This is a genomic window from Paenibacillus xylanexedens, from assembly GCF_007676705.1.
Classification (GTDB): domain Bacteria; phylum Bacillota; class Bacilli; order Paenibacillales; family Paenibacillaceae; genus Paenibacillus; species Paenibacillus xylanexedens_C.
Genome location: NZ_VEBF01000001.1, coordinates 1,375,692 through 1,392,373, shown reverse-complemented (window position 1 = coordinate 1,392,373; position 16,682 = coordinate 1,375,692). Strand labels below are relative to the sequence as shown.

Annotated in this window: 22 protein-coding genes; 19 read left to right on the top strand and 3 right to left on the bottom strand. The window is 44.9% G+C overall.

Features of this window, described 5'->3' with window-relative positions:
- The first annotated feature begins 21 nt into the window (after nucleotides 1–21).
- The 11 genes from FS628_RS06150 to FS628_RS06100 all read left to right on the top strand — a co-directional run bounded on the left by FS628_RS06150 (nucleotide 22) and on the right by FS628_RS06100 (nucleotide 7,702).
- Entirely contained in the window at nucleotides 22–702 is a 681-nt protein-coding gene (locus FS628_RS06150) for a zinc dependent phospholipase C family protein (protein WP_145320032.1), read from the top strand.
- Between the two features lie 103 nt (nucleotides 703–805).
- Nucleotides 806–1,228, top strand: a complete 423-nt coding sequence (locus tag FS628_RS06145) for a hypothetical protein (RefSeq protein WP_145320030.1) — start codon at nucleotides 806–808, stop codon at nucleotides 1,226–1,228.
- Between the two features lie 27 nt (nucleotides 1,229–1,255).
- On the top strand, nucleotides 1,256–1,816 hold the full coding sequence (locus FS628_RS06140; RefSeq protein WP_145320028.1) for a GNAT family N-acetyltransferase: 561 nt from the start codon (nucleotides 1,256–1,258) through the stop codon (nucleotides 1,814–1,816).
- 141 nt (nucleotides 1,817–1,957) lie between these two features.
- A complete protein-coding gene (locus tag FS628_RS06135; protein ID WP_145320026.1) occupies nucleotides 1,958–2,455 on the top strand; it encodes a PH domain-containing protein in 498 nt (165 codons plus the stop codon).
- Nucleotides 2,452–3,999: a PH domain-containing protein gene (locus tag FS628_RS06130; protein ID WP_145320024.1), complete on the top strand. Its 1,548-nt coding sequence runs from the start codon at nucleotides 2,452–2,454 to the stop codon at nucleotides 3,997–3,999. The genes FS628_RS06135 and FS628_RS06130 overlap by 4 nt, the downstream gene beginning before the upstream one ends.
- An 88-nt stretch (nucleotides 4,000–4,087) precedes the next feature.
- A complete protein-coding gene (locus FS628_RS06125; protein ID WP_145320022.1) occupies nucleotides 4,088–4,450 on the top strand; it encodes a DUF3139 domain-containing protein in 363 nt (120 codons plus the stop codon).
- Between the two features lie 15 nt (nucleotides 4,451–4,465).
- Nucleotides 4,466–5,242, top strand: coding sequence for a Cof-type HAD-IIB family hydrolase (locus tag FS628_RS06120; RefSeq protein ID WP_145320020.1), 777 nt, complete (start codon nucleotides 4,466–4,468; stop codon nucleotides 5,240–5,242).
- Nucleotides 5,243–5,352: 110 nt separating this feature from the next.
- Nucleotides 5,353–5,523: a YHYH domain-containing protein gene (locus FS628_RS06115; protein ID WP_145146644.1), complete on the top strand. Its 171-nt coding sequence runs from the start codon at nucleotides 5,353–5,355 to the stop codon at nucleotides 5,521–5,523.
- A gap of 37 nt (nucleotides 5,524–5,560) precedes the next feature.
- Entirely contained in the window at nucleotides 5,561–6,223 is a 663-nt protein-coding gene (locus FS628_RS06110; protein ID WP_145320018.1) for an HAD family hydrolase, read from the top strand.
- A gap of 296 nt (nucleotides 6,224–6,519) precedes the next feature.
- Nucleotides 6,520–7,044 (top strand): NUDIX domain-containing protein, encoded by a 525-nt coding sequence (locus tag FS628_RS06105; RefSeq protein ID WP_145320016.1) that lies wholly within the window; start codon nucleotides 6,520–6,522, stop codon nucleotides 7,042–7,044.
- On the top strand, nucleotides 7,031–7,702 hold the full coding sequence (locus FS628_RS06100) for a DUF3298 and DUF4163 domain-containing protein (protein WP_145320015.1): 672 nt from the start codon (nucleotides 7,031–7,033) through the stop codon (nucleotides 7,700–7,702). Before FS628_RS06105 ends, FS628_RS06100 begins: the two co-directional genes overlap by 14 nt.
- A gap of 300 nt (nucleotides 7,703–8,002) precedes the next feature.
- Here the strand turns inward: FS628_RS06100 and FS628_RS06095 are convergent, their stop codons facing one another.
- Nucleotides 8,003–9,160 carry a glycosyltransferase family 4 protein gene (locus FS628_RS06095; protein WP_145320013.1) on the bottom strand — a complete coding sequence of 386 codons (1,158 nt, stop codon included), beginning with the start codon at nucleotides 9,158–9,160 and terminating at the stop codon, nucleotides 8,003–8,005.
- A gap of 430 nt (nucleotides 9,161–9,590) precedes the next feature.
- Between FS628_RS06095 and FS628_RS06090 the strand changes: the two genes are divergently transcribed.
- Together FS628_RS06090 and FS628_RS06085 are read left to right on the top strand one after the other, a co-directional pair.
- On the top strand, nucleotides 9,591–10,160 hold the full coding sequence (locus tag FS628_RS06090; protein WP_145320011.1) for a DMP19 family protein: 570 nt from the start codon (nucleotides 9,591–9,593) through the stop codon (nucleotides 10,158–10,160).
- A gap of 64 nt (nucleotides 10,161–10,224) precedes the next feature.
- Nucleotides 10,225–10,509, top strand: a complete 285-nt coding sequence (locus FS628_RS06085; protein ID WP_145320009.1) for a hypothetical protein — start codon at nucleotides 10,225–10,227, stop codon at nucleotides 10,507–10,509.
- A gap of 92 nt (nucleotides 10,510–10,601) precedes the next feature.
- Here FS628_RS06085 and FS628_RS06080 read toward each other — a convergent pair whose 3' ends face one another.
- Both FS628_RS06080 and FS628_RS06075 read right to left on the bottom strand, forming a co-directional pair.
- A complete protein-coding gene (locus tag FS628_RS06080) occupies nucleotides 10,602–11,966 on the bottom strand; it encodes a hydroxysqualene dehydroxylase (protein WP_313958533.1) in 1,365 nt (454 codons plus the stop codon).
- Nucleotides 11,967–12,108: 142 nt separating this feature from the next.
- Nucleotides 12,109–12,882 (bottom strand): sporulation protein, encoded by a 774-nt coding sequence (locus FS628_RS06075; RefSeq protein WP_145320007.1) that lies wholly within the window; start codon nucleotides 12,880–12,882, stop codon nucleotides 12,109–12,111.
- A gap of 224 nt (nucleotides 12,883–13,106) precedes the next feature.
- On the opposite strand from FS628_RS06075, the gene FS628_RS06070 reads away from it, so the two are divergent.
- The 6 genes from FS628_RS06070 to FS628_RS06045 all read left to right on the top strand — a co-directional run bounded on the left by FS628_RS06070 (nucleotide 13,107) and on the right by FS628_RS06045 (nucleotide 16,674).
- Nucleotides 13,107–13,547: a hypothetical protein gene (locus FS628_RS06070; protein ID WP_145320005.1), complete on the top strand. Its 441-nt coding sequence runs from the start codon at nucleotides 13,107–13,109 to the stop codon at nucleotides 13,545–13,547.
- Nucleotides 13,548–13,562: 15 nt separating this feature from the next.
- On the top strand, nucleotides 13,563–14,105 hold the full coding sequence (locus FS628_RS06065; RefSeq protein ID WP_145321421.1) for a GNAT family N-acetyltransferase: 543 nt from the start codon (nucleotides 13,563–13,565) through the stop codon (nucleotides 14,103–14,105).
- A gap of 44 nt (nucleotides 14,106–14,149) precedes the next feature.
- Entirely contained in the window at nucleotides 14,150–14,674 is a 525-nt protein-coding gene (locus FS628_RS06060; RefSeq protein WP_145320003.1) for a YfiT family bacillithiol transferase, read from the top strand.
- Nucleotides 14,675–14,711: 37 nt separating this feature from the next.
- On the top strand, nucleotides 14,712–15,233 hold the full coding sequence (locus tag FS628_RS06055; RefSeq protein ID WP_145320001.1) for a GNAT family N-acetyltransferase: 522 nt from the start codon (nucleotides 14,712–14,714) through the stop codon (nucleotides 15,231–15,233).
- 117 nt (nucleotides 15,234–15,350) lie between these two features.
- Nucleotides 15,351–15,734: a VOC family protein gene (locus FS628_RS06050; protein WP_145319999.1), complete on the top strand. Its 384-nt coding sequence runs from the start codon at nucleotides 15,351–15,353 to the stop codon at nucleotides 15,732–15,734.
- 220 nt (nucleotides 15,735–15,954) lie between these two features.
- Nucleotides 15,955–16,674, top strand: coding sequence for a class I SAM-dependent methyltransferase (locus tag FS628_RS06045; protein WP_145319997.1), 720 nt, complete (start codon nucleotides 15,955–15,957; stop codon nucleotides 16,672–16,674).
- The last annotated feature ends 8 nt before the right edge of the window (nucleotides 16,675–16,682 follow it).

Sequence of the window (16,682 nt, the reverse complement as noted above, 5' to 3'; positions counted from 1 at the left end):
CGATAAAAGGAGATCATCTCTATGCCGCTACCTATGGTTCATCTCAATATTGCTATTCGAATTGCAGACTCTCTGCAAGTGCAGACTGATCGAGGTTCATTCTATCTGGGGAATATCGCCCCGGATTCCATACATATGCGTGAAGGTACAACCAGAGACGATAAGGAGTACACCCATTTCAATCCAAAGGATGAAGGGGATCACGTTGGTCGACTGCAGGAACTCTACTCATCCTATATGCAACATCTCACCGATGAAGGATGGAAGTGGTTTGTGCGTGGGTACTTTATGCATGTGCTGACAGACTATTACTGGTTCCGGAGTGTGCATCCTGAATTCGTAGAGCGGGTCAATAAGGCAGACCAACACACAGGCATTAGCAGATCGAAGGATGAACTGGCGCGATTATATTACCAGGAGACGGACCAGATCGACTTCAATCTCTACCAAGGTTCCAGTTGGAGTGAAGAGGTATGGCAGGTGCTCAACAGTTCACCAAGCTATGACATGGCGGATCGTTTAACTGCTGACGAGATTATTCGATGGCGGGACCACACGTTTTCTTTTCTGAATGGGGAAGAACCGGGAATTACTCCTGAGTTCATTACAGGTGATAGGATTCAAGTGTTTGTGGAAGAGACCGTACAGCGTTTGATTGCTCTGTTGTCTTCGTGGGACCCAGAGTTACGTAACTTGATATGACTACGGATAAATAGTTCAGTTTAGTCACTAGATGCGCTGTAATCATTAAAACGTCTCTATCCAGTACGTCTCTATTCATTACGAAGTCAGGGAGGCAGGTGGTATGGTGAAATATGTAGGTTTCTTGATGGTACTCGTCATTGCTACGTTCATGACAGGATGCAGTCAACCGAATGAACCGGAATCGGAAGAAGGGCTTCCTGTGCTGATCACCTTAACCTGTAATCCAGACTTCACTTTTGAACCATGTCAAGATGTTAAGTTTGATCGAGCTGACGAGATACGGAACATGATGGAGGCCATACATAAGGCAGAGCGTTTGCCGGGCAATCTGAATTATGGCACACAGTACAAGATGAGCATAACGAATGCGGATGGCTCGGTAACGCGGTACGATTTTTCATTAGGAATGGACTCCGAGATGCAGGGCCTGTTAGTAAACCAGGAAGACACCTCAACGGGATATAGCATATCTCTTGAGGATTCGAACCAATTAAGAAGATTGATCCAGCGACGTACAGATTAAGAAGGTATATGGAATGGAGAAGAACCTGTGGATGACAAAATTATCATTGAACCTTTGACACAATCGGATGCTGAGGGAGCGTATCAGGTATTCGAGACAACCATCCCTGCGGCATTCGAACAGGAGGGTATTGGCTCGCTTTTGGATGATATCCAGGATGAAATAGCGCATAAGAGAGCATTGATTCACACTGCATTGCAGTCAGATTACAACAATGAAGCAAGGGTATTTTTCCTCGTGGCCAAAATGGGTAAGTCCATTGTAGGCACAATCTCATATGGACCTTGTGGTGAGGAGATTCGAGAATGTACAGATCACCGGCTGAACGATATCGGAGAACTGGGTAGCTTGTACGTTTTGCCCGAGGTTCAAGGTCAGGGGATTGGTTCGGCGCTTATTCTCGCACTGGTTACTGAACTGCAGCGGCTGGGAATCCAGCAATTCTGCCTGGATAGCGGCTATCGAATCGCACAGAAGAAGTGGCAACGCAAATTCGGTGAACCCTATGTCGTGGCGAAGAACTATTGGGGTGAAGGAACAGACCATATGGTATGGTTATGTGAAGTACAGAATTTTACAGTAAAATAAACAAAAGAGATGACGACCTGTATCACACAGGGGTCATCTCTTTTACTAACTAAGGGAATCTTTCTGCATCGATCGTGGACGATTGTTCGTACAGTGTATCATGTGTGTTTTTATGTACCCGAGGAAAAAAGGAGTGAACATATGTCAATCCAGTGGAATACACCCGAGCAACGGCTCTCCCCTCATGCGGTAAACTTGTGGAGAATTAGCGCCATCATATGGAATGTGATAGGTTTTCTGATACTTGCCGTACTGTTAATACTCGACTCCATCTATGGATGGAAGACGTGGATTGGTTGGATTTTGTGGGGCGTTACGGCCATATCTGTGCCTTATGCGGTGTGGGATATCTTCATCCAGCCTTCATGGTTATACAAGCATTGGTACTATGATGTGAATGAGGAGTTCCTGCAACTGAAGCATGGGGCGCTAACCAAGGTACATCAGATCATCCCCATGGCGAAAGTGCAATCGGTTACAACGAATCAGGGACTTTTGATGCGAAAATATGGACTCTATTCCGTATCGGTGGGCACGATGGGGTCATCGCATGACATCCCGGCATTGCCAGAGGAAGTAGCGCTCGCACTCCGTCATCAGATTGCGTCCTATGCGCGGATTAATGAGGTGGATGAATGATCGATATGAAGCGACATCATCCATTAACCATGCTGTGGAGTTTATGGAAACTGGTGAAGAATTCGTTCGCCATCGTCCTGTTTTTGTTTGTTTTCCGTCAGGGCTCAGAGTCCCAATGGGTTTTCTATGGAAGAATCACCTTTTACATCGGGATATCCATCAGTATTATTTCGATTATCTTGAAGTGGTTTACCTCTCGTTACACAGCAGACGATACAGCCTTTCATATCTATAGTGGTGTGTTCAACCGTACCCGAAGAACGATACCATACACGAAGGTCCAGAATGTGAATCGTCATACGACGCTGTTTCATCGTTTGTTCCGGGTGACGTCAATTCGATTCGAGACCGGAATTAAGGGAGAAGATGCTACCTTTCAGTTACACGTTGTTTCACTTTCCGAAGGGGAACAGCTGGAGAAAATTGTAGCAGGTCACATGGTTGAAGAAGCAGAAGAGGAACATGTTACGTTAGATGTAGATGGGTCCATCGAAGAGGGAGAGGAGCAATCTGAACCTGTTGTAACGGATGAAGTCATGTCACTACCTGCAAAAGAAAAACAGGAACGGGTTGTTCATTATCATTCCACTCGCAGGGACATATTGAAAGCATCCTTTACGTCGCTTAGTTTTCTCGTACTGATTCCGGTTCTGGGCACGCTCTATTCGTGGGTGAAAGACTTCTTCCCAGATGAAGAAGTAACGGAAAGTTTGTTATTAACCTGGCTCGATTCCTGGTGGATTGCCGGTTTAATGATTGTAGTTTTATTGATCATATCTATTGCTCTGGGCATTGTCAGAACGTTTGTGAAATATGGAAACTTCCAGATTACCTCGGATGCCAAGCGGATCTATATTACGAAGGGCATGATGGAGCAAACGTCATTTTCAATCCTGAAAGAGCGAGTCCAAGCCGTGAAAATTACACAGTCTCCGATGAAAAGGCTGCTTGGATTAGCCGAAGTAGAATTGACTACTGCAGGTAGTTTGGGAGAATCCGATCATGAGGTGAACTCGCTCTATCCATTCTTGCCTGTGAAGCAAGCCTACACCATGATAGAGGAGATTCTACCGTCTTATCGGGTCACACAGGAGATGGAAAAACTTCCGAGTATATCATTATGGCTGCGCCTGCTCAAACCAAGTTGGGGATGGATCATTATCACGGGTTTACTGTGGTATTTCAAACCATTTGTGTTTGGACAGAAGCATGCCTGGTGGATGATTTCGGCGATTCTGTTAGTATGGATTGCAACATGCAGAGTGGTGGACTTTTTCCATACCAGATACACTCTGAATCAGAATTTCATTCAACTTCGGAGCGGCGCGCTCACGTCAACCCTCTTCATCTCCAAACGTGAGAAAGTCATCGAAGTGCAGATCACCCGTAATGTGTTACAGCGTTGGTTCGGTGTTGCGTCCATTCATACGGTAAACCGCGCCAAACCTGTTCTGCATCATCGTGCACATGACATCCCCCTAGATACGGCGGAGTCATTTCAATTATGGTACATGGGACGTACCCAAGATGTTCAGACCCGTTAAACGTAAGAGCAAGTGCAGGAAGACCGCATCAGGTTATTCTGTACTTGCTCTTTTTACTTGAGGTATTTTTATAAAATGGAGGGCCAACGTGGGTAAAAGGAAAAAGATCATATCCCTGATAATTTTGATCACTCTAGCAATCTTAGTTGCTACGCCGTTTGTGTATGTAAAAGTGAATAAGATGATCTACGCTCATCGAGTGACCGAATATTTAATCGAAGAAAAGAAATATACACCGGCTGAAATAGAATCCGTGCAAGGCGTATGGTCAATCAAGCTGCCGCCATTCCTTGCCATAGTCAAATTCAAGGATGAGCCTGATGTCGAATATATCTATTTTGCCCATAATGATGTTCTGCAAGTTAGTCACCGCATTTCGGAAGAAGCACAGAAGAAGGGCAAGACGAAGTCAAAATTGAAACATTTCGTACCCATGAGCGACCAGGAGTAAAGGAGGAAGAATATTTTGATTAAAGCTGTGTTCTTTGATGTGGACGGTACATTGCTGAGCGAAGTGGATCGGAGTTTATCACCTCATACAGCAGAGTCGATCAAGGACTTGATTCGTAATGGCATTCAAGTCGTACTCGTCACAGGTAGACCCCTTAATTTATGTGAAGAATTCCAGAGTCTTGGAATCGATACAATCATTTCGGCCAACGGAGCATTGATCAAAACAGGTGATGAAGTGATACATAAGTCTGTACTTACTGCACAGATGGTTAGAGAATTTAGCGAGTTTGCCGAGTTGCAAGGGCGTAGTATTTCATATTTTACCGAGTCCTTCGAGATGAACGGGTTGTGTACAGCAGATGGGCGTGTTGCTAATGCATTGAGAGATACGCTTGGACTGGCGGATTCCCCACAGAAAATCAGTACGTTGGAACAGGATGTATATTGCATCTGCTTATATGCGGATGAGGCAGAGACGGAGAAATTTCAATCCAGATTTCCTTCCTTACGATTCGTGAGGTTCCATCCGTATGTAGTGAATGTGCTGGAAGCGAGCGAAGTCAGCAAATCTACAGCCGCAGAGAAAGTTCTCGACTATCTGAAGATAACCAGAGATGAGACGATGGCCTTTGGCGACGGGGAGAATGATGTGGATCTGCTAGCATATGCGGGGATCGGAATTGCGATGGGAAATGGCGGAGTGCGGATTAAACAAAGCGCCGATTATGTTACCCTGCGGGCAAGTGAAGACGGAGTCACCCATGCGTTGAAGCAATTTAAGATTTTATGAGAATGTACAGATAAAAAAAGATGAAGGATATCCCAATTGTGGATTTTCATGTAGAATGATATAGCACGTATTAAGCCCTAAAGCATAGGGTGTTTATCGAAGGGTGACTTATGAAAAAGATTGTTATCGTAATCCTGTCTCTTGTCGTACTTGTGGGTGTATCCTCTTCCGCTTATGCTCATCCAGGCAGACTGGATAAGAACGGTGGACATAACTGTTCAGCCAAATCCAAGCAAAAGGGTCTATGCACGGGTTATCACTATCACAAAAAGAAAAAATAAGCACGGCTTTTCATTATTGGACTGGGGGAAAGAAGCGATGGATCATATTAAAGCGGTTATTTTTGATTTGGACAATACGATTCTGAACAGAACGATGACCTTTGGCACATTTACGCAGAGCTTAATTAAGACTTATTTTGGTCATCTAGAATCAACCGAAGATATCAGCAAGCGGATTATTGAACTCGACCAGGATGGTTATAAGGACAAACCCCTTCTTTTCAACGAGTTGCTGCATGAACTACCTTGGGCAGAGCATCCGCCACATGCAGAACTGATGGAGTTCTATGGCAGAGAGTATGTGCGAAGTTCAGTTCTGATGGAACAGGCGCGAGAAGTTGTTCAGCATCTCAGAGGGAAATATCGTACCGGGTTAATCACCAATGGGCAGACCGATATTCAGTATGGGAAAATCGATCAACTCGGTATCCGGGATGATTACGACCATATTATTGTTTCAGAAAAGGCTGGAGTCAAGAAGCCCGATCCTCGGATCTTTCAGCTTGCACTCGATCATTTCGGTCTCACTCCCGAGGAGTGTATCTACATTGGCGATCATCCCGTGAACGATATTCAAGGAGCAGCAAATGTTGGCATGAGTACGATCTGGATGAAGGTCAATCAGCCTTGGCAGGACACCATTACGAATGGTCCGTTACATACGATTGAGCATCTAAGTGAGCTAAAAAGACTGCTTTAGAAGCGGTTATATAAATTGAATATAACATTTACACCAAACGGAGAGGACAGAAAGAACCTGAAGAAGCGGAGCTAAAAGCTTTCTGAAAGAAAGCTACTTCGGAAGCATACCCTCGCCTTTATCCCCGGATTTTACCCTTTAGGAAAGGAATCAAAAAAATCTGGGGATAACAGTGATCGGAAGGTTGTTCTGTCATCGGAGTGTCTAGTGTAAATATTCTTTAGTTCAGTTTATATAGACAAGTAGATTCATATAATTACAGTTTGGAAAGCGAGGTACATATGGAGATTAGACAGATGGCTACAGCATTTTTGAGCAATGGCTCAGACATGCTGATGATGAAGAAGGCGGGTAGCAGATTGTTTGATTTTGAATTCTGGGGTGGCATTGGCGGACATTTGGAACAAGGGGAACTGAACACGCCCATGACCGCCAGCTATCGGGAGATTGAAGAAGAGACCGGATTCAAGCAAGCGGATGTCGAACACTTTCGGCTTCGATATATTCTGTTAGAGGTTAACGGTGGTGAGATTTGGCAGCAGTTTGTATATTTCGGAGAGACGAGTCATCGACGGTTTGTACCCTCGGATGAAGGGGAGTTGTTCTGGATACCGCTGGATGAGGTGCTGGATTTGCATGCGTCTATTCTGGTCAAAGCGACGCTCAGGCACTATTTACAACATCCGGGAGCAGAGGACATCTGTATTGGCAACGTTCAGAACAGAGCAGACCTAAAGGGTACTCCACAGGTAATATGGAACAGAATGCAAGAAACGATATCATTTGAGCCAAAGGGGTTTGTTGGTAATGTGGGAGTATAGAACTGGAATAAAAAAATTCAGATGGATAAATTACCTTATGCTCACTGTACTGATTGCTATAAGTCTTCCGAGTAGTCATGTAGAGGCAGGCAGTACGATTACAGTGAAAACGAAGGTCGAATATTACAAAGGACAGCCATACATACATCTAACAGGTGGTAATAAATCTGTGACGGATAAGCTGAACAAGACATTTAAACTCCACGCAGTGAAAGCAGCTCGCCTGGACAAAGAAGAAAAGAAATCAAACAAAAATTATTTCTACATTACCATGGCCAGTGTAAAATACAATGCAAAAGAAAAGTTATCTGTGGTATATGAAGATCACGTATACACTGGCGGAGCACATGGAATGGATGCAACAAAATCATATAACTATGATTTAAGAACGGGGAAAGAACTGAAGCTAAGCGAGTATGTTAAAGATGATATACAGATAAAGAAGGTAGAGAAATCAATCTCAAATAGTCTATTAGCCATGTATAATGCAGGAGAGTCTATTTTTGAAGAAAATATTTATGATTTTCAGCTTGATCAAACATCTGAATTCTTTTTATATGATAAAGGGATTGTCATCCGATTCCACCCTTATGAGGTTGCACCCTACGCTAAAGGATTTGTAGATATCAAAGTCCCGTTCAGTAAATTCAACACATAGATCGTATGCAATAAAAGGCATGATTCAGTTTAAGGAGTCATGTCTTTTTTCTATATACAATCATTCAAAATATTTTAAATAATTCCAATAACTGCGGTTCTATGTGTCTGCATACCGTGTAATAGCTCAACCCATTCCAAGATGCAGGTTTTGTTATGAAGTGTATTGGAAACATGTTTCAGGCCGACTGTAGTAGCGTGCACATGCTGCTACGGTCGGCCTGAACGGGCGAACCGTTTTAACTTAACAGAGGGCAGAGGCGGTTATTATGGGTTGTTGGAAGAAGCTGATTTCATCAGACTACGCTGTAATAATTCGATCTTTCGTTCGTCTGTTCCGATGTTCGATAGCCTCCTCATAATCCCCGATCAGTGTATCAAAAATATGCTCCCACGACCGCTGCTCAGCAAGCTTTCTGCCTTCCAATCCCATCATTCTCAATTGGTTCCCGTGATCTCCCCAGAGACAGATCTCCCGAATCAATGCGTCGGCCTGACCTGGCTCAAATAACACACCATTACGGTGGTGGGCTACCAGATCTTTTACACCTCCGGCATTGGCCGCCACCACAGGAAGTCCTGAAGCCATCGCTTCCAGCACCACATTTCCAAATGTCTCCGTAGAGGAAGGAAACACAAACAGATCTGCCGAAGCATACATAACAGCAAGTTCTTCGCCATGCATATACCCTGTAAAGGTGACATTCGGTGGGGATTGCAGACGCATTTTGGGGAGAGAGGGACCGTCGCCAACAATAATCCAGTGTACACGGGACTGCATTTCCTGTGGCAATTGCTGCATGGTAGTCGTGAGCGTAGCGATATCTTTTTCCGGGGCAATGCGTCCAACGTAGAGTAGAATAAGGGGAGCAGTGATGTGGTATCGTTCACGGATATCGGAGCTGCGTTTATCAGGAGAGTACAGGTTGCAATCAATCCCGCGAGACCAGAGCTTCAGACGCTGAATGCCTTGGGCTTGCAGTGTGTTTAACGTTTCCTGCGAAGGGGTCAGTGTTGCATCACAGGCACGGTGGAACCATTGGATATATTTCCAGTAGAGCGGAATCATGCTTTTCAACCGGTAATATTCGAGATAACGATCGAAGTGGGTATGGTAGGAGACAACATGCGGAAGATGATGTTTGAGCGCATACCTCAGGCCAAGCAGCCCCATATTAAAAGGCGTAGCGATGTGCAGCAGATCGGGCTGAAAGGCTTGTAGCTGTTTGTGTGTGTTTGCTCTGTTGGGTAGAGCAATGCGGCATTCGGGATACAGAAAAAAAGGAATGTTAGCAACCGATCTGACTTGAGTCTCATGGCTTCCTTCAATGACGGAGTTCGGAGTAAACAGCAGATGTTCAATTCTTCTGCGGTTCAGATGGTTACTCAAGCGGTGGAGCGTGCCAGCAACGCCATTGGTTTCAGGAAGATAGGTGTCTGTGAACAAGGCCAGGCGCATCATTACCCCTCCCAAGACTCGTGATGCCAAGATCATAACAGCGGAACATTTTCCAGAGGTCAAGTGCACGTTAACTTGACGATATTCCCTGTAAATTTGCTGACAAGATAAACAATACAAACTTCTATAAGTTCAACTTATATAGCGTATTCTGCTATGATGTAATAACGTGTCGGCGTAGTGAACTGGAAATTTACACGATAACGGAGAGGGCAGAAAAAAACTGAAGAAGCGAAGCTAAAAGCTTTCTGCAATAAAGCTGCTTCGGAAGCATACACTTCGCCTTTATCACCGGATTTTCCCCTTTAATAAAGGGATTGAAAAAATCTGGGGATAACAGCGATCGGAAGTTTATTCTGACCGCGTAGTGGTCCAGTGTAAAACATTCGTTCAAACTATTCAGATAGAGAGATACAGGAGGCAGAGAAAGATGAACAAGTTACAAGAAGAACTGCAGGAATTGTTACCACTCGATCAGCTTGAAGAGATGTCGGGTGAAGAAGTGGTGGGCGGTATTGCCATGGACCTTTATCGAGCTGAATTTGCCACGATTCGAGAGAGCGGACCGGAACTTCCACAAGTACTGCGAGATACCATTCTAATCATCGATTTGGATACTGAACTGTCCATGAACGGCATGACCGGTTTCCTTGAGAATACCAGCGGGCAGTATCTGGTTGAGACAATAGCAGCGATGGAGCGGATCGGCAATGACGGAGATGCCGTAATCCTGAAAAAGATAGAGCAGATGTTGTCCGAAAGCGGCGTAACGCCCGGGCAATTACGAGATAATGTGAATGGTCTGTCTGAAGATGACATCACGACAAGCCTGCAAACACACGGGGAACAGATTCATGAGGTATTGCAGCAGATTGAACTGGAAGCCGCGAATTTGAGCATGCAATCGGATAACGAAGAAAGCTTCGACTTGCTGTATCAATATGTGGATGAAAATAAAGATCGTTTAAAACAGGAAATGCAGCACATCTTGTCTAATTGAATGGGAAGAGACTTCGTATAAAGTAATTCTTCACAACCACAATTAAGGAGGCAAAATGGCGAGCATGAACAAACGATTAGCGATGGAATCCGTTCTGGTTACCCTGTTATTCATCATTGGTTATGCAGCTTGGAATGTCGTTCAAGGCATGATCATGACTATGAATTACGTACCTGATCTGACGAATACCGCTCCTTCCGGTACCCCATTTCAATCCAAGGTTGCTTTTGGAACTATTGTTCGATGGAATTCTTCTATGATAATCGTTGGCATAGGCGCAGTTATCCTGTTTGCAACTGCTTATTATGTTATCCGCTCACAATTCCAGCAACGGAAGCAGCGCCCCTAGTTCGATAGTAATCTCGTAACACATATTTCTTTATACACTAAAAAGAGCCCTTATTGTCAGATCACTGATAATAGGGCTGCTTTTCGTTAGCCTCATATATTAAGAATGCCGGCCGCAGCCTTCTGACCAGATATCACAGCACCTTCCATTGTGGTGAACATGGGCTGTTTGGTGTAATCCCCAGCGAGGTATAACCCTTGAATTGGAGTCATTTGTTCGGGTCGCTTGGGCTCATTGCCTGGTGAAATCCGATAAAAGTTCTCATTCCCCCGAACGATCCGGTAATCCGTTACGGAAGACACACCTTCGGCAAGTCCGATATCGACCAACCCTTGTTTGGTACGCTCCCATACTTCCTCATCGGGCAGATCAATGAGTTCGTCGGGATTAACCAGAATGATTGAAGCTCTGCCAGGCCGCCCGCGAAACGTTGTTCGGGATTGCTCCCCAAATGAACCGATGTCGGTGCCTGGCCCAAAGGTCGTACGGTCCTCGGGAAGGAGTGGCAGTTCTGATTCGAATTGTGCTGTAACGTGTGGCATGGCATCCAGACTCAAAAAGGGCTGAAACCATTCATGTTCACTGAAGTGCTCTTCAAGTAATTGTTGGGAACGTCGGATATTGGTAGCTACAACAACACGTGTAGCGGAGAGCTGTTCACCATTTTCCAGTTCAACACCCTTCAGACCTTCCGAATCATAGAGCAGTCGGATTACTGGGGCGTTGATTCGTACTTGTCCCCCTTTTTGCGTGATGGCAGCAGCCAAAGGTGCACACATGACATCCGTCATACCGCCAGTAAAGGCACCAATGCGCATTTTATGAATCCGAGGAATACCCGGCAGGAACAGGCCAAAGAAGGCATACGCAGAATATTTTTCAAGTGGCATGAAAAAAATGCCTGAAGATAACGGTTCAACGATTCGTTGCAGAGCCTGTTCGCTTACCCCGTGCTGATTCGCAAAATCAAGCACCGATATTAAATCCAGTTCCTCGGGGCTGGATACACACTCCTTGAAGCCAGCAGCTAAAAAAGGAATAAGTGAAGCCTTGTCGGCTGGCGTGATGAAATTATTGTTTCCCAGAACACCTGATAGTGTTTTGAGTGGAGCATGAATAACGTCAAGTCCAAATTCACCATACTCATCGGCATTCGGGTGACGGACTTCCATCGTGGTTTCCCACACCAACATATCATCCAGGTCAATGCCAGCACGTTCAAGCAGATCTGGCAGTGCTTTGTAATATCCAATGAATTTGTGGAACCCGGACTCCACCTCCATTCCCCGCTCATTCCAGTTCCCTGTGCGTCCGCCTACATAGGAGGCAGCTTCGAGGACCAGTACAGACTTCCCCTGTTCTACAAGTTCAAAGGCACAACTCAAACCTGCGAGCCCTGCACCAATGACAATGACTCGATCATCGTTCATCTGAGAATTGTTGGGTTGTGTAGACAATCATATTCCCTCCTTTTATATCTAATATACCCATTAATTCCTGTCCAAAAGCTTCTATACATGATTGAGATCGAGTTATCGAAGTACAAAAAACAGCTCTTTGACACGGATGTGCCAAAGAGCTGTTGGGTACAGATAACAATCAGATATGTTTGGATATAACTTCTTCCAGTCCTTGTGCAACAGAATGCGCACCCCGCGCCAGATGTCTTTCATACAGATGCAGGCGGACGAAACTCTCATCCGTGCCCATCGCTTCCGAGAACATTCCACTGAGTCCGCGAGCGCGGCGATCAATCTGTAATAGCAGCTCCAGTGAATCGCCCATCGGATAGAACATGACTTCCAGCTCATCCAGATGCCCACGGAATTTGTTGGTTGGCACATATTCGAATTCCTGAACAAATGGCAGATTGCCGCCCAGTTTCGGTGCATAATCGTTGGTCACTTCACGCAGTTTGAAGCCGAGGATATCCATTGCATCGAGCACGGTGTTCATGTCTTTGGTAGGAACGACATGCAGTCTGTCCCGGTCTGATGGGTCCACAGCGCTTGAGATATCGAGGCCTGTTTCTACCCACACCTCTGCACGATGTAGCGTAATAGGCAGGTTTTCTGGTAAGTCAAATGAGAAGTCTTTCTCCAATTTGGCTCCGGGCTGCAATGTGAAACCTTCGGTGAGCAAATATTTGGCTATAACGGCTGTTTCTTTTACTTTGCGATCATCGCGCTCCCGTATGTAATGGGTTTTGATTGAAAGATAGATTCGATCTACGTTCTGTTCCACATCCCCACCTTCAATGTACACGACCCCCGAGATGATTCCTCCAGGCGTGACCTCAGGTGTATGCAATTCTGTATTCACTTTGGCTGCTCCAACACCTACACTGGCTAACATTTTCTTGAAAAATGACATGCGCTCGACCTCCAGATCAGATGGTTTACTATTTGGGGATAAATATGACTTCGACCTTAATACGGAAACTGGAAGAGATGCGTTTCAAATTTTAGTAAAGATATATCGCGAATTAAACAGGAGAATCGACTTGTTTATGTCGAATGTTTTGGATGAAGGAATTTTTTGTCAGGAGGGCCACTAGACACAAGTATATTTTGCAGGCCGTTAGGAGCTGAGCGCGATTGAATACAGAACCTTCAAGACAGAAAACTGGAGAGACTGGTGTCAAAACCAGCTTTGAACAGATGGCGAACGGGGAAGAGAAATATAAAATGACTGCCGAGGATGGCAGTTATTATTGCAGAACGGTTGCCTCATCCCAGGGAGCTTGGCAAAACAGTCATGTACATGCCAATGTAACGGAGTTTTATGTGGTGCAAACCGGATGGATTGCTTATGCCAGTTATGGGGATGACCAGATGCTTTCCATTCAAGTGATGCGTGAAGGAGAGCACATTATTGTCCTGCCGGGAGTTCATCACAATATATATATGTCAGCCAATAGTGTCATTCATACAATCAAGTATGGAGAAAATACCTCCAGTGATTGGACGCCATCACCTGAGTTGGATAGGTTAACTCAATCTTTAACGGAGAAGGTACTATTTCAAAAGTATGGTTAAGGAGTATGCAGAATGATGAATGTATATGAATCGAATGAAATCGTCGTACGCCTCTTGGAGATTGAAGATGAATATCATCTGGTGAAGTGGCTGTCTGATCCGGAAGTCCTTCAATACTATGAAGGTCGTGATTGGCCGCATGATCTGGATATGGTGAGAGCACATTTTTACAATCAGGATGATGATGCTACTCGTTGTATCGTTGAGTATGGAGGAAATCCGATTGGATACATTCAGTTCTATGAGCTTGAGGATCAAGAACGATCGGAGTATGGTTATGGAGACACGGATGAGATCATTTATGGAACGGACCAGTTTATTGGTGAGATAGACTACTGGAAAAAAGGGATTGGAACACAGTTGATGCAGTCCATGCTGGCTTATCTAATTAATCAAAAGCAAGCCAGTAAAGTGGTTATGGACCCTCAGGCTTGGAATCATCGAGCGATATCCTGTTATGAGAAATGTGGTTTTCAAAAGATCAAACTGTTGGAGAAACACGAGCAGCATGAAGGACAGATGAGAGACTGCTGGCTCATGGAATATACTTCCTTGTAGCAGCTTAAGTTATAGTGAATAACACACACAAGGAGGAATAATGGATGGATGAAAGATTTCCGATAGGACCATTTGTACACACAGGCGAGGTTACGCCTGCACAGAGAGAGCAGTGGATTCAGGACATTGCTGAGTTGCCTGAACGCGCCCGAGAAGCGGTTAAAGGACTGAGTGAAGAGCAATTAAGTCTGCCGTACCGAGAAGGTGGATGGATGCTCAAACAGGTCATTCACCACATGGCAGACAGCCACATGAACAGTATGATTCGTTTCAAGCTGGCACTGACAGAGGATACACCTACGATTCGGCCTTATTATGAAGAACGCTGGGCTGAATTGAGTGATTCAAGAGACCTGGATATCGAATTCTCGCTGCAAATTCTGGATGCGCTGCATCGTCGCTGGGTGTTTCTGTTAAACGCGTTGACGGATGCAGATTATGCCAAACAATTCTATCATCCCTCATCGCAAGAAACGACGAGACTGGATTACAATCTGGGCATGTATGCTTGGCATGGCAAACACCATGTTGCCCACATCACATCGCTTAGAGAAAAACTGGGAATATAAAGAATCAACAAACCTGTTGTAAAGGGAGAGAGCTGTGATGAATATACATATACGCCTCTTGAATGAGAATGATCCACTTGTAATCTCGCAGGCTTTTCAAGCGCAGGGATGGCAAAAATCTGCCGAGCAGTATCTTCATTACCTGACCGAACAGCAGAATGGGGAACGTGTGACCTTAGTTGCGGAGTTGAATGGAGAATTTGCCGGTTACGTCAATGTATTATGGGCATCATACTATCCAGCGTTCAGGGAGCAGGGGATTCCTGAAATCAACGATTTTAATGTACTGAAGAAGTACCAGCGTCAAGGTATTGGTTCACGGCTTATGGACCGAGCAGAGGAAGTTATTCTGGAACGAACAGATGTGGCAGGCATTGGTGTAGGCGTGTTTTCCGATTATGGCAAAGCGCAAATTCTATATGCTCATCGCGGATACATACCAGACGGTCACGGTGTACACAAGCATGATCATTATATTCAGCCGGGTGAAGAAACGATAATGGACGATGATGTTGTACTTTATCTTACGAAGAAGTTAAAAGCCGCGCAAGAAATGTAATGTTTACATGCTAAGAAAGATGATAAAAAAGCCGTCCTGCATGTTATACTCTATTGGAATTAGAGGAATGATCAGCAGAATGTTGGGAGATTACTTGATTAGAGGAGTGAATGATGCATGTTTAGCAAAGTCGGCCAGATTATGTTGTATGTCAACAATCAAGATGAATCACTGGCATTTTGGACGGAAGTTGCGGGATTCCATATTGTGGATGAAGTAAACCTGGATGAGGGCATGAGATGGATTGAGATTGCGCCTACCCCAGATTCGCAGACGAGTATTATTCTCCATGACAAGGAGTTCGTGGCGCGGATGTCAGCAGGTGTAAATCTGGGCACACCTTCGTTAATGTTCTTCACTGAAAATCTGGATCAATTATATACCGACTTATCCAGTAAACATGTAACGGTGGGAGAGATTGTTGAGATGCCAACCGGGCGTGTCTTCAACTTTGCTGATAACGAAGGGAATTACTTCGCCGTCCTGGAACGGGCAAAGTAAATTACAACTGAAAACGGATATTATTTCAAGCGATCGACATCCCATGTCGGTCGTTTTTTTGTTGAGAATATACCTGTATTTATGAGTGAAAAAGCACAAGAAAAATAGAGAACTACTGGGTAAAAATGTTATAATGGAGCGTGGCTGATTTCATGCAAATAACGAGGATGAATAGTCAGAAATGAAGATTGGAATGGAGAACTTAAGGAGGAATGTGGTTGTGGAAAAGACGATTAAAAGTGTGCAGGATCTATATGATATGCTCGATGCGGACTTCAGATCTGCCAAGCAGTTTTGGGAACCTTTCTATGAGGATCGGAACAGACCTATTCCCTTTTTTCCAAACAAACCGGATGAGAATCTGGTAGCACATGTGAACGCAAGTTTGTTACGTGGTGGCAAAGCACTGGAACTGGGTTGTGGGCCGGGCAGAAATGCGCTGTATCTGACTCGCCAAGGATATCAGGTCGATGCTTATGATCTTTCGGAGACAGCTATTGCCTGGGCTAAGGAGAGGGCTGCAGAAGAGCAGCTGGACGTGCATTTTGAATGCCGCTCCGTGTTCGAACTGGCTCCGGAGCAAGAATATGATCTTGTCTACGACTCGGGTTGTCTGCACCATCTGCTACCACATCAGCGTATTCCCTACATAGAGATGATCCACAATGCACTCCGGCCTGGAGGATACTTTGGAATGACTTGTTTCGCTCCGGGTTTTGGTGATATTGGTGGGCCGGAGATCGTTATGAATGATTGGCAGGTGTATCAAGAGAAGTCGATGCGAGGTGGTCTGGCATTCACGGAGGAGAAGCTTCGCTACATGCTGGAAGATGGCTTCGAATGTGTCGAGTTTCGTGCGATGAAGGCGATGGAGCAGCATGAACCGTATTTTGGTGTACCTTTTCTCTGGGCCACGTTGTGGAGAAAGAAAGATTCGTAAGCTTATAT

What these genes read in the sequence shown, in the direction of transcription:
- FS628_RS06145 (WP_145320030.1), top strand. Translation starts at nt 806, where the DNA reads ATGGTGAAATATGTAGGTTTCTTGATGGTACTCGTCATTGCTACGTTC.
- FS628_RS06075 (WP_145320007.1), bottom strand. Translation starts at nt 12,882, where the DNA reads ATGTCATTTTTCAAGAAAATGTTAGCCAGTGTAGGTGTTGGAGCAGCC.
- FS628_RS06065 (WP_145321421.1), top strand. Translation starts at nt 13,563, where the DNA reads ATGAATGTATATGAATCGAATGAAATCGTCGTACGCCTCTTGGAGATT.
- FS628_RS06110 (WP_145320018.1), top strand. Translation starts at nt 5,561, where the DNA reads ATGGATCATATTAAAGCGGTTATTTTTGATTTGGACAATACGATTCTG.
- FS628_RS06085 (WP_145320009.1), top strand. Translation starts at nt 10,225, where the DNA reads ATGAACAAACGATTAGCGATGGAATCCGTTCTGGTTACCCTGTTATTC.
- FS628_RS06100 (WP_145320015.1), top strand. Translation starts at nt 7,031, where the DNA reads ATGTGGGAGTATAGAACTGGAATAAAAAAATTCAGATGGATAAATTAC.
- FS628_RS06050 (WP_145319999.1), top strand. Translation starts at nt 15,351, where the DNA reads ATGTTTAGCAAAGTCGGCCAGATTATGTTGTATGTCAACAATCAAGAT.
- FS628_RS06055 (WP_145320001.1), top strand. Translation starts at nt 14,712, where the DNA reads ATGAATATACATATACGCCTCTTGAATGAGAATGATCCACTTGTAATC.
- FS628_RS06135 (WP_145320026.1), top strand. Translation starts at nt 1,958, where the DNA reads ATGTCAATCCAGTGGAATACACCCGAGCAACGGCTCTCCCCTCATGCG.
- FS628_RS06115 (WP_145146644.1), top strand. Translation starts at nt 5,353, where the DNA reads ATGAAAAAGATTGTTATCGTAATCCTGTCTCTTGTCGTACTTGTGGGT.
- FS628_RS06130 (WP_145320024.1), top strand. Translation starts at nt 2,452, where the DNA reads ATGATCGATATGAAGCGACATCATCCATTAACCATGCTGTGGAGTTTA.
- FS628_RS06150 (WP_145320032.1), top strand. Translation starts at nt 22, where the DNA reads ATGCCGCTACCTATGGTTCATCTCAATATTGCTATTCGAATTGCAGAC.
- FS628_RS06095 (WP_145320013.1), bottom strand. Translation starts at nt 9,160, where the DNA reads ATGCGCCTGGCCTTGTTCACAGACACCTATCTTCCTGAAACCAATGGC.
- FS628_RS06060 (WP_145320003.1), top strand. Translation starts at nt 14,150, where the DNA reads ATGGATGAAAGATTTCCGATAGGACCATTTGTACACACAGGCGAGGTT.
- FS628_RS06090 (WP_145320011.1), top strand. Translation starts at nt 9,591, where the DNA reads ATGAACAAGTTACAAGAAGAACTGCAGGAATTGTTACCACTCGATCAG.
- FS628_RS06105 (WP_145320016.1), top strand. Translation starts at nt 6,520, where the DNA reads ATGGCTACAGCATTTTTGAGCAATGGCTCAGACATGCTGATGATGAAG.